Below are 12,532 nucleotides of genomic sequence, written 5' to 3'. Positions count from 1 at the left end.
ACCCGAGTAAATAAAATTGTGCAATTATTTATGATAAAGTAGCCTTAGTTTATGGCAAAGAGATTAAATTTAGCTGCAATGGGTAATTCACAAGACATTTATACCGTATCACGCCTTAATAAAGAGATCCGAAGTGTGCTAGAACGCGGCTTTTCTTCTTTAGTGTTAAGTGGTGAAATTTCAAACTTTATTGCGCCTGCTTCAGGGCATTGGTATTTCACATTAAAAGACGATCGCGCACAAGTAAAAGCAGCTATGTGGCGCGGTAATAATCGTGGCCAAACATTTCGCCCAACGAATGGCGCACAAGTCACTGTGCGTGCCCGTGTATCTTTGTATGAACCGCGTGGTGATTATCAACTAATTGTTGAACATATGGCACCAGCTGGTGAAGGCTTATTAAAACAAGAGTTCGATGCGCTTAAAATGCGCCTTGCCGCCGAAGGCCTATTTAGCTCAGCTTATAAAAAACCATTGCCAACACATATCAATCGCGTTGGCGTGATTACCTCGGCCACAGGTGCGGCCATTCGCGATATTTTAACCGTCTTGAAACGCCGTGCTCCCCAACTTGAAGTGGTGATTTATCCGGCCATGGTGCAAGGCGCTGATGCTCACAGCCAATTAATAGAAAAAATAAACATCGCCAATCAACGTAACGAAGTGGATGTACTGATATTGGGTCGTGGTGGTGGTTCATTAGAAGATTTATGGTGTTTTAACCATGAATTACTCGCACGCGCCATTTATGCCAGCAACCTGCCTATTGTCAGTGCTGTGGGTCATGAAGTAGACACCACTATCAGTGACTACGTTGCAGATATACGCGCAGCCACACCTTCTGCAGCAGCCGAGTTGGTCAGTCCAAATAGTGAAGAGTTACATAGCAGAGTAAATCAGCTTGTTAGGCATTTAAATCATGCCTTTAAACACGCGTTGGCAGTTAAACGTACTACAGAGACGCAATTTGAGCATCGCTTACAACTGTGTCACCCACGAAATCAACTCAATCAGCAGGCACAAAAGCTGGATGAATTGAGCCTTGCTTTACATCGTGCTATGCAAAGTACAATTCAGCGCCATGAGCGAGTACTTGGCAACCTTACTCCTCGTTTAATGCAAAGCTCACCAGAAAAGCAACTTACTCGCTATGAGCACTTGCTTACCCAGCTGCAAGGTCGTTTAACACAAGCTATACAGCACCAATTTACAACATCCCGTAATCATCTATCACTGCAGGCGAGCCGCTTAGATTCAGTCAGTCCACTAAGTGTATTAGCGCGTGGTTATAGCATTACTAAAAACAAACAAGGTCAGGTGGTGAAATCAGTGTCACAGGTTAATAGCGGAGAATTGCTCACCACCGAATTGGCAGATGGCCAGTTGCAATCAAAAGTGGTTTGATTAATCTGTACTTACAACGATGACTAGCTCATCGTCACTCGAAGTGGTGGAAGTGTATTTGAACTGTTTCCACCAGCTTTGCAGCATTAAATCATCTGTTATGTTTCGCCAATAATGCTCAGGAAGTACTGTAACGTCATCTGGGCGTTGTAACTTAAACTGACAAACTGAACTTTTACACTTAGAAACGCTGACATTTGGCTGTATAGGTAAGTCAGCCATAATTAAAAAGTCACTCATAGCTGTTTCAACTTGATAGGCCCATGTTTCATTGCGTTCTTGCTGTGCTAAAAGCGTGTAAAGCTGATCAAGGTGGGAGTCTATTTCATCGGATGTAAGTGCGTTAGTGCGATAACGTGCAATCACAGCCTGCTGGCTCTCGACTTGTAATTCAAGCTCGGCAATTTGCTGCTTAAGCGCTTCTTGAGTTAATTCTTCAGGTGAAGTTTGATGCCCAACATTAGAAACTCCGCTCACACTAATAGGTGCAACTGGCGCTGCCTGCTCTGAAATAGCCGGCTCTATAACACTTATTTGCGCCCGCTCTGAAGTTGGCAAAACGGTGTTATCAGTTTGAAGCATAAACATGATGATAGCGCCACAAATAAATGACGCTACAATCGACAAACCAAAGGCTAATTTAGACAAGGTTCTTTTGCTCTTTATTGTAAAGAACTACAGCATTGCACTGGTATGAGATGCATTGCTTGCGCTTGTGGTGCTGTCATCCAGAAAGTTTTGATTCATACTTTCCGCTGGACAAGGACAGCTCGGTTTACCCACCACTTTAGCAGGTACCCCAACAACGGTTGTATGTGCTGGAACAGGGCTTAATACGACAGAGTTTGCACCTATGCGTGCGCCCTCTCCTACTTCGATGTTACCCAACACTTTCGCACCGGCACCAATCAACACACCCGCGCGAATTTTAGGATGGCGATCACCTTGTTCGTTACCCGTACCACCTAAAGTAACCGATTGAAGAATCGATACATTATCTTCAATAACCGCTGTTTCACCAATTACAATCCCAGTTGCATGGTCAAACATAATACCATGACCCACTTTACAAGCAGGGTGAATATCAACACCAAATACCTCAGAAGTTCTACTTTGAATAAAGCGAGCAAGTTCTTTTCGATTCTGTAACCAAAGGCAGTTTGCAAGTCGGTGTGCTTGTATTGCATGAAAGCCCTTTAAGTTAAGTATCACCGTTAAGTAACTATCTGCGGCAGGGTCACGATCTTTTACTGCTTTTATATCATGAGCGACATGGGTCAACATCAAATCACACTTAACAAAGGCCTGGTCAAACAATTCGCGAATTGTGAATGCTGAAACCACTGCATCCGCCAACTTATTAGCAACAATAAAACTTAGCGCCGAACCTAAGCACTCATGATTTAACACACACGAATAGACGTGACTTGCTAAAAGAGGTTCACGAGTAACGACTTCGTTTGCTTCTTCGCGAAGCTTTTGCCAAATTTCATGACGCATAATTTTGCCTTTCTGGTTATACCTAACTGCTATTACTTAAGTTTAACGGATTTGTAGCAAGATGTACTAACCCGTTGTTTATTTGTTCTGGTTATATCTAATAACCAGAGCGTCATCGTTATTTGCTATTAAACATAAAAAATGCCCCTAGGCAGGGGCATTGATTAGTTATTATTGAAATACTTTTTCGACATCAAGTACTTTAATATTTTTCGCCGGTATCGCAAGTTTATAGTCTGCAATCACTTTATCTTCAGCAACAAGTTCTGCTGGTTTTTCAGCGTTGTACACCATAGGCGATGTTTGCTCTGAGGCTAAGCGTTTTTGCATGTCTTTGCCGTCACCAGTAATAAACACATAGTGGATATTCTCTGTTTGCAAGTTATCGCGAATAACACGATTCACATCATCAAGGGTTAGCTTTTCAAGCTTGCCGCGCACATAGTCAACAAAGCTCTCTGTATTATAGAACTCACTATCAAGCGCATAACCTAATTGGCGATCTTGGCTTGCAACCATTTGTGGCACAAAGTTAATTAAGAAGTTACGCGTCGCTTCAAAATCTTCTTTGCTGATGCCATTTTTAATCAGCTTATCAAGCTCAAATAATGCCGTACGCGTTGCAAAGTGCGCATCGTTATTAGAACGAAGCGGACGTAACCACACTTGGAAAATTTGCTCTGAACGGCCTAAGTTAGCATCAGGTTTAGTTTGGAACATACCACGCGGGAAGTACTCAATGTAGGCATAGTCACCATAGTTCATACCACGGGTTTGACGAATACGCTGATACAAGAAGCTGTTTGAGCTACGGTGTTCACCAAAGTAAGAGCGCACTAACCAAAGTGCGGTCCAGTCATCGCTGCTACGAATTGTATCGATTGGGAATCCAAATGACACAGCGGTAGACTGCGCTGATTTTTCAACAATCGTTGCATGATGCCCTTGAAGGGCTGGCGCATCTGGGATCGTTAAACGACTTTCTTTACCTTGTGCAAGCGATGTTAAATCTTTCATCATAGTTGATTTAACATCACTCGGAATAGCACCAATTAAACCTACAGTTAACTTAGATTGGGTAAACTGGTTAGCATAAAACGCTTTTACATCGTCAAGCGTCAATGCTTCGAGATCTGATAAATCACCATAGTTATAGCTTTCATACGGGTGGCCTTTATAAAGCTGATGATACAGCACTTCTTTACCTAACTCTTCGTCATTTGACGCTTTAAGGTCTGCTTTAATGCTATCGATAAGCTCTTTTTTCAGACGCTTGAAATCATCTTCTCTAAAGCCAGGATTTAACAATTGATCGCTAACAAGTGCATACCACTTGGCAGCATTGTCTTTATGCACACGACCACGTAAAGAAATCATCTCTTTATCGATTTGATAGCCAAAGCTTCCTGCCAGTGGGTATAACGCTTTTTGAATATCTTTGTAGCTCATTGTTTCAGAGCCACCTTGCGCTAGCATTGCAGCAGTGAGTGCCGCTAAGCCTTTTTTACCTTGTGGATCAGCTGCTGCGCCGGTATTAAATAACCAGTTAACATCAACCAGTGGCGAGCTATTGGTTTTATCAAGTACTTTAAAATGACGCTCTGTTGGGGCTTGCTCAATACTGGCAACCGCCGCGTTTAAGTCAACCTCTTGATCAAAACCTGCCACTTTATCAAGCGCCGACATTGTCACAGTAGTACGGCTTGAATCAACAAAATATTTGTTTGCTACCGCTTTGATATCCTCAGGAGTGATGCTATCAGCAGTCGCGTAAAGTTGGTTAATCACCTCAGGGTCGCGCTCAAAGTGCATGTAGCTTGCAAGTGTTGAGGCAATTGACTGTGATGAATCAAGACCATTGATAAAGCTGTATTTTAAGTTAGATTTTAAATCAGCTAACTTTTGTGCATCAACAAGCTCTGTGCGCGCTTGTGCATAAGTACGGTTAATCGCATCACGCGCTTTTGCAAGGTCCGCTTCGTTTTCGACTTTTACAAAAACATGTAATAACCCAGGATCTTTAGTATCTGGGTTATAGGTAAACATTTGGCTGGCAATTTGTTTATCAACAACCAGCTCTTGATAAAGTGCTGAGTTGTTAGAGAAATAAAGCTGTGAGATCAAATCAAGGGCTGCACGGTCTTTTTGAGTTGGATCCCATGCGGTGCCTTTGTAAGACACAAGCAACCAGTGACCTGGTAAACCATCATTTTTCTCATGTACATATTTTGCTGCTTGTTGTTTTGGCTCAACAGGAATATCAGCTTGGTAATCACCTTTTTTCCAGTTGCCCCAGTGCTTTTTCACCATTGCCATGGTTTCTTGTGGATCAACATCACCAACAATAACTAAAGATACATATTCAGGTTTATAAAACTTAGCGAAGAACTCTTTACCATACGCCATTTGATCAGGCATAGCTTCAATGTCTTCAAAAAAGCCCATGGTGGTGTGTTTATAAGTATGTTTTTCGAATGCTTCGTTACGAACAGCAGAAAGTAACTTACGAATTGGGCTGGCATTATTCTTTAGATATTCCCCTTTTACGGTAAGCGCTTCAGTGCGGAACTGTTCTTCGCTGTAAGTCAGATTTTGAAAAATATCCGCTTCGATTTCGAGTACTTTATCTAAATGTTCTTTTGAGAAGTTTAAGTGGTAGTTAGTGTAATCGTTGGTTGTGTATGCGCGATTATCAACACCTGAGTTTTTTAGAATATCTGAATACACATCTTGCGGGAATTTTTCAGAGCCTTTAAACATCATATGCTCAAAGAAGTGTGCAAAACCGGTTTTACCTGCTTCAACCTCATTACGTGAACCAACCGATACCGGAATTTGCAGTGATACGACATCTGGGTAATCTGTTTTTACTACCATCACGCGAAGGCCGTTTTCAAGCTCTTCTAATAGGTAACCTTGACTAAATACACGATTATCATCTTGGTTTACTGACTGCTCAATGCCGGCTTCTTTAACCATAGTTGACTGTGAATTACTTGCGCATCCACCGAGCGCTAGCGTGACAGCAACAGCTGTTGCTAATAATCTAAATTTCATTATGTTCCCTTGTTAGTTATTTTTCTCATAGTTATTAATCGTTGATTATGCACCAAAGTACCAGAAAATATGAGGGTTGAAGGCAGAATTAATGTAAACAGGTGTGTCAATTTTTACGAACAACGGCCTCTTAAGTTGAGCAAAATTCATAGTCATTGAAAAACTTTCACGAAAAAAATCTATCTAGACGTCTAAATGGCTGCTATATTATCCTCATAGACGCAACTACAGCTGGAATGAGGATTATGGCTTTATCATTACAAGAGAAAATTGAAGACACCAATCAAGGTGTTTACCTTATTGGTACCACACCGCCTAAATCTGGCACTGATAAAGCTCAGCTTGAAACCATTGCGCAAAAGCTATTAGGTCGCTTACACGAAATTGAATACGATGGTGTGATTATCTATGACATTCAAGATGAAAGTAGCCGTACGGCAAAACCACGCCCATTTCCATTCAAAGAAACCGTCGATCCACGGGAGTACTCTCATTTATTACGTAACTTGTCTCAACAAGATGTCATTACGTACAAAAGCGTTGCTCAACGCGGTGAAGCTGAGTTTAACGAATGGCTAGCAGAAACTCGTAATGATTTTGATTTAAAAAACTTAGTGTTAGTTGGTAGCCCATCATCTCATGGCGATATCAAATTGAGCCTGCCAGATGCTTATAAAACACTTCAAAAACAAGATAATGATATATTTTTAGGTGGCGTTACTATAGCAGAGCGTCATGCCAGCAAACGCAATGAGCATGAGCGATTGCTTGAAAAAACGGAACAAGGTTGTCAGTTTTTTATCTCCCAAGCTGTGTATAACGCACAAGCCACAATCGATTTAATCACCAGTTATGCGCGTAGCTGTAAAGCGCTTAGCATTTCACCGAAACGAATCATTCTTACTTTCACACCCTGTGGTGGTGAGAAAACACTTGAGTTTATGCAGTGGTTGGGCATATCTGTACCAGAAGCAACAAAATGGCGCATGCTTGATTCCGCTAACCCACTGAGCGAGTCTGTACGTATTTGTCGTGAGAATCTAGACCTAATATTACAAAGCTGTGCGCATTTAAATGTACCGCTTGGCTTAAATATTGAGAGTTTAACTAACCGTAAAGAAGAAATTGATGCATCTATCAATCTTTACCGTTTACTTAAAGCAACGATGGAATTAAACCTAGCAGAAAAGCAAATAGCCTAAACACGCTTAGAGGCTTGCTTTTTCTCATACATATCTTCATCTGCACGTTTTAGTAGTTCAGCAAATGTTTCAGCACGATGACCAAGTGCGGCATAGCCGATACTAAGGCTAAGCTCTGGCAAGCCCTGACTTTGCAGGTTTGCCTTAAACGTGCTTTCAAGCTTTTTCATAATCGTATCGATACAATCACCATTATTAACTTGAAGAAGCGCAACAAACTCATCACCGCCTAATCGACCGATAATATCAGCCTCTCGTAAGGTGCCTTTCATTGTGTCAGCAAGGCTAATTAGAGCTTGATCTCCTACCTCATGACCATAATTATCATTAAGCGGTTTAAAGTCATTAATATCAATAAATAAGCAGCATACTTCAAAGCCTAGACGAGCTGCTAGATTTAATTTATGTTGCGAAAGTAAATCGAGGGCGCGGCGGTTATAGATATTCGTTAATGGGTCTAGCATCGCAATTTCACGCATTTGTGCGAAACTATCTAACAGTGCTAAATCATCTTCAACCATGTCTCTAAGTTGCTTTATCAGCTCTATTAGGCTTGGTTGATAATGAGTTTGCTCAAAATCCATCACACAAAATGTGCCAAATGGCTCTCCATTGGGCCAACAAATTGGTACACCCAAATATGATTCAATGCCATCTTTAATGTAGGGACTGTCATGCCACTGACTGTCCTCACTCACATGCGGGACATAAAGTGGTGCTAAATCACGCACCACTCGCTTACAAAAGATATTATCGTCAGCACTTGATTCTGCACCAACATCATAGGGGTTTTCTTGTTGTTGGCTTGACACAATGATGCGATACGCATCATCACTTTTCTGCACGATAAAACCAGCTGGCGCAGAAAATAGCTCAGTCATTAAATCGATTGTTTTTTGCCACTTTTGTAGCGAAAACTGGTTGTCCGGTTGACGAAATGCACATTTATTGGCTTCAAACATACTACACACTCAAATTAACCAGTGGATAGTTTAAATATACGCCAAATTTAACGACGTCTCGGACTTTTTTTTCCTAAAATACGTTTTTTGTCTCGTGAACGACGTGCTTTATTGGTGTTTTTTCTGATTTGTTTCGGCTCTTTGCTTAAGTCAGGTTCATAACCGGGTAACCACTGCGGTGTAAGGCGTGTATCGAGCAGAATATCAATTTCATCAAGCAGGTATTGCTCGTCAATACTCACCAGCGACATTGCAAAACCTTTTTCACCCGCTCGCCCAGTACGGCCTATTCGGTGCACATAATCCTCTGCAACATAAGGCAGTTCATAGTTTATCACGTACCTTAAAGAGGCAATATCAAGACCACGCGCAGCAACATCTGTTGCCACAAGTACACGCGTTGCGCCAGATTTAAAGTTTTGTAGTGCCTTGTCACGTGCGCCTTGGCTTTTATCACCGTGGATGGATTCGGTTTTTAGTCCATCTTTACACATTTCTTTAGCAAGTAAATCAGCGGTTTGTTTGGTACGGGTAAATATCAGCACTTGTTGCCAGTTTTTCATACCAATCATATGTGACACCAACTCACGCTTGCGATCTTCATCAACCGCATAAACAACTTGCTCTACTTCTGTCGCAGCGGAATTACGTTTATTCACTTCAACCAACTTAGGGTCATTTAAGAGCTGTTTGCTAAGGTTAAAAATGCTGTCATCAAATGTGGCTGAAAAAAGTAAGGTTTGACGCGCTTTTGGCACATGTCGCAAGATACGTTTTATCTCGTCGATGAATCCCATATCAAGCATGCGATCAGCCTCATCAAACACCAAGGCATTAATGCTTGAAAGCTTAATACTGCCTTTAATCACATGATCAAGTAAGCGCCCAGGTGTTGCTACCACAAGCTGTGCGCCTTTTATGGCTTTGATCTGTGGCCCAATACTGGCACCGCCATAAGCAAGTGCTGCTTTAATTGCGGTGTTAGCACCATAGCGCTCTACACTTGCAAATACTTGCTGAGCAAGCTCGCGAGTTGGCGTTAAAATAAGTATTTTAACCGTGTCAGGGAGTACCTTTTCAGATAACAAATTATGCAGTAGAGGTAACACAAACGCAGCGGTTTTACCTGTTCCTGTTTGTGCACTGCCCATCACGTCAGCGCCCGATAAAATAAGCGGGATTGTCTGCGCTTGAATTGCAGTTGGGGTTTGATAATTTTCCGCTTGCAGAGCTTCTAAAAGTTCGGGGGCAAGGTTTAATTCTGAAAAAGTCGCTACTGACATGATATGAAGTACATTGGCTATAAAGCGAGTATTGTACGCACATGGCCACAAACAAAAAAGGCGCTAATGCGCCTTTTATCTAAAACAGTACAATTAAGCGTGGTTTAGTGTACTTTTACGTTGATTATAAAAACTAATTAATTCATCAACCGTTGCTTGGCAGTACTCGCGAATGCCAGAAACAACCATGTGCTTTTCACCTGAACCGACTTTCTCACCATTTTCTAGTAAATTAAATCGTAAGATAATTTTTCCGCGTTTGCCTGTGTAAGTGAAATCAGGTTCAACAAACTCAAGCTCTGGCTCTTCAATATCAAGACGCTCTAGATTAATTAGCATTGATTCATAAATAACCATAGGTCTTGCAGGGTTAATCATTACATCTTGTTTCGCCATTAATGGGATAATAACATGCGGAAATGCGGCACCTGAAAACTCAACATAGTTCTTAATCAAACTATTTGTAAGTTTAGCGCATTGGCTTACAGCCCCTTCACGCTTCACTTTAAGCATGATTTTATCACCATCAGTAATGGCAAATTCATCAGCCCCAGCAGGAAAAGTTAATTGCGATGTTTCATCCACCATGCCTGCAAAAGTGAATTCCATTTTCTCACTGATGCCGTATTGGTTTAATACAAGTGAAAAAAGAAGATCACCGGGTACACAAAACTTTTTTGCGTCGATGTCGTGAAGTGGATTGAAATCATCCGCTACAGACTTAGCAAAACGACTTCCCTGCTCACGAGAGATAGAAACATAATCAGCGTGCTGCTGATAATAAGGACTTAACATAATTGTTCACTGCTTAAACTACTTATAACCTGACTATTCTACCAGAAAAAATGGGGAGAGAGGTCGAATCTGTTCACAATTCAACGTTTAAGAACAAAAAACATAAGAGTGCTTAGAAAACACTCTGGGCGATCTTGTATCTTTTTGTACACAACCGTTACTAAATAAAAACTGACGAACTATTTCCACACAAAATCATTTAATAAAAAATCAACTAAGGCATTAACATGAGTATTTTTCCATGCATAGCTTAAATGGTGATAACCACCTACTGAAGTAGATGGTTTAGAGGCGAAAACAATAAAGCCGAGCTGAGCTCGGCTTTATTGTAGATTGCATAGTAAAGCTATGCTTGTGGATAATCCCGATAAGCACGCTCAATATTTTTCGCTTGCTTCTTCGATACACCAATATGCGCGAGTGCCACACGTAAACGTGCACGTGAAAGGTCAGAACCTAAAATTTCCATCGCATCAAGAACCGATGTTGATGAAGTCTTCCCTGTGATAGCCACAAAAATTGGCTCAAGGAAGTCTTTAATCTTCAATTCATGGAAAGTTGCAACCGCTTTTGCAATCGCAAAAATCTCTGACTTCTCCCAGCTGCGTAAGCCTTCAAGTTGCCAGATAAAGAACTGTAATGCTTGGCGAGTTACATCTTCACCCGCTTTACCTGCCGTTAATAGCGCAGGGTCGTAACTTGGAATACCACCCACAAAGTGACCCGCAAGGTCAACCATGTCTGAAAGCGTATTAATACGTGTTTTTGCTTCTGGTAATACTTTAGCGAATAGCTCAGAATTAAATTTCCAATCAACAAAACGTTGCATTAGTTCTGCATCAGATAAATTCTCACGGATCCACATACCGTTTAACCAGCTAAGCTTATCCACGTCGAAAATAGGCCCACCCAGTGATACACGCTTCATATCAAAGTGTTCAATCATCTCATCTAAGGTGAACTTTTCACGCTCATCAGGCATTGACCAACCCATACGGCCTAAATAGTTTAATAGCGCCTCTGGTAGGTAACCCATTTCTTTATAGTAATTGATTGAAGTTGGGTTTTTACGTTTCGATAATTTTGACTTATCTGGGTTACGTAGTAACGGTAAGTGGCCAAGTACTGGCGCTTCCCAACCGAAGTCTTCGTATAATTTTAATAGCTTAGGCGCTGAGTTGATCCACTCTTCACCACGGAAGATATGGCTAATTTGCATGTGGTGATCATCAACAACGTTAGCAAGGAAGTATGTTGGGAAGCCATCTGCTTTAAGTAGCACTTGCATGTCTACGTTTTCCCATGGGATCTCAATTTCGCCACGTAGGTAGTCGTTAAACTTAAACGTGCCCTCACTTGGGATCTTCATACGTATTACGTATGGCTTACCTGCTTCAAGGTTCGCTTTGATTTCGTCTTCTGAAAGATTTAAACCACGACCATCGTATTTAGGGCGTAGGCCTTCGGCCATTTGCTCTTCACGCATTTGGTCTAGCTCTTCGCTGGTTGCAAAACAGTAAAATGCTTTACCCTGTTCAACTAACTGATGCGCAAATTTCTTATATAAATCGCTACGCTCAGATTGACGGTATGGACCAAACTCACCGCCCACATCTGGACCATGATCCCAGTTTAAGCCTAACCATTGTAAGCTATCCATAATAGCTTGCTCTGATTCTGGTGTACTACGAACTTGGTCTGTATCTTCAATACGTAACACAAACTCACCGCCTTGCTGCTTAGCAAAACAGTAGTTAAATAATGCGATGTATGCAGTACCTAGGTGCGGGTCACCTGTTGGTGACGGAGCAACACGGGTGCGAATTGTCATGGTTATATCTCTCAAAAGACAATTAAAAATTTGCCAAATGCTAGCACAGCACGGGCTATAATCGAAGTGAAAAGCCGCTTTATGCAGCGACTTTATCTAAATAAGCAATGATATCGTTTGATTCGTACAACCAAGTTACTTGGCCGTTTTCTTCAATACGTAAACAAGGTACTTTAATTTTTCCACCCTGCTCGTGTAACTCTTGACGAAATTGCTGGTTACCTTTCGCATCACGGGTTTCAATGGCTAAGCCTTGACGCTTAATAGCACGACGTACTTTTACGCAAAAAGGACATGCTTTGAATTGGTACAATTTAAATTGCGATGTCACTGAATCAAGTGCAGCTTGCTCAGCCGCAGGACGTTTTTTACTGCGTGGTGTAAAAATAAAATCAAAGAATAAAATAATGCGACCGAGTAACCAACGAACAAACTTCATGTAAAATCTCATACTGATTAAAATTGATGGTGGGCAATTTTAACACAGCAATAATCGCG

At 41.4% G+C, this 12,532-nt stretch carries 10 protein-coding genes; 2 read left to right on the top strand and 8 right to left on the bottom strand.

The window, feature by feature from the left end:
• The first annotated feature begins 51 nt into the window (after positions 1-51).
• Entirely contained in the window at positions 52-1,404 is a 1,353-nt protein-coding gene (xseA, locus tag PAARA_RS13510) for an exodeoxyribonuclease VII large subunit (RefSeq protein ID WP_245219964.1), read from the top strand.
• On the opposite strand, the gene PAARA_RS13505 is transcribed toward xseA, so the two are convergent.
• The 3 genes from PAARA_RS13505 to PAARA_RS13495 all read right to left on the bottom strand — a co-directional run bounded on the left by PAARA_RS13505 (position 1,405) and on the right by PAARA_RS13495 (position 5,961).
• Positions 1,405-2,052, bottom strand: coding sequence for a hypothetical protein (locus PAARA_RS13505; RefSeq protein WP_062569555.1), 648 nt, complete (start codon positions 2,050-2,052; stop codon positions 1,405-1,407).
• 27 nt (positions 2,053-2,079) lie between these two features.
• Positions 2,080-2,904, bottom strand: coding sequence for a serine O-acetyltransferase (gene cysE, locus PAARA_RS13500; RefSeq protein WP_062569554.1), 825 nt, complete (start codon positions 2,902-2,904; stop codon positions 2,080-2,082).
• A gap of 171 nt (positions 2,905-3,075) precedes the next feature.
• Positions 3,076-5,961 (bottom strand): M16 family metallopeptidase, encoded by a 2,886-nt coding sequence (locus PAARA_RS13495; protein ID WP_062569553.1) that lies wholly within the window; start codon positions 5,959-5,961, stop codon positions 3,076-3,078.
• A 245-nt stretch (positions 5,962-6,206) separates the two neighbouring features.
• On the opposite strand from PAARA_RS13495, the gene PAARA_RS13490 reads away from it, so the two are divergent.
• A complete protein-coding gene (locus PAARA_RS13490) occupies positions 6,207-7,163 on the top strand; it encodes a methylenetetrahydrofolate reductase (protein ID WP_062569552.1) in 957 nt (318 codons plus the stop codon).
• On the opposite strand, the gene PAARA_RS13485 is transcribed toward PAARA_RS13490, so the two are convergent.
• The 5 genes from PAARA_RS13485 to PAARA_RS13465 all read right to left on the bottom strand — a co-directional run bounded on the left by PAARA_RS13485 (position 7,160) and on the right by PAARA_RS13465 (position 12,473).
• Entirely contained in the window at positions 7,160-8,125 is a 966-nt protein-coding gene (locus tag PAARA_RS13485; protein WP_062569551.1) for a sensor domain-containing diguanylate cyclase, read from the bottom strand. The genes PAARA_RS13490 and PAARA_RS13485 overlap by 4 nt on opposite strands.
• A 47-nt stretch (positions 8,126-8,172) precedes the next feature.
• The gene (locus PAARA_RS13480; RefSeq protein WP_062569550.1) at positions 8,173-9,408 is read right to left on the bottom strand and encodes a DEAD/DEAH box helicase; all 1,236 of its coding nucleotides are present in this window, start codon (positions 9,406-9,408) and stop codon (positions 8,173-8,175) included.
• A 93-nt stretch (positions 9,409-9,501) separates the two neighbouring features.
• Positions 9,502-10,203 carry a DUF3581 domain-containing protein gene (locus PAARA_RS13475; protein ID WP_062569549.1) on the bottom strand — a complete coding sequence of 234 codons (702 nt, stop codon included), beginning with the start codon at positions 10,201-10,203 and terminating at the stop codon, positions 9,502-9,504.
• 346 nt (positions 10,204-10,549) lie between these two features.
• The gene (gene gltX, locus PAARA_RS13470; protein WP_062569548.1) at positions 10,550-12,034 is read right to left on the bottom strand and encodes a glutamate--tRNA ligase; all 1,485 of its coding nucleotides are present in this window, start codon (positions 12,032-12,034) and stop codon (positions 10,550-10,552) included.
• Positions 12,035-12,113: 79 nt separating this feature from the next.
• Positions 12,114-12,473, bottom strand: coding sequence for a glutaredoxin family protein (locus tag PAARA_RS13465; RefSeq protein ID WP_062569547.1), 360 nt, complete (start codon positions 12,471-12,473; stop codon positions 12,114-12,116).
• Between the last annotated feature and the right edge of the window lie 59 nt (positions 12,474-12,532).

Source organism: Pseudoalteromonas arabiensis (assembly GCF_001550155.1).
GTDB classification, from domain to species: Bacteria; Pseudomonadota; Gammaproteobacteria; order Enterobacterales; family Alteromonadaceae; genus Pseudoalteromonas; species Pseudoalteromonas arabiensis.
The sequence above is the reverse complement of the archived record's forward strand: the minus strand, read 5'-3'. Positions and strand labels throughout refer to the sequence as shown.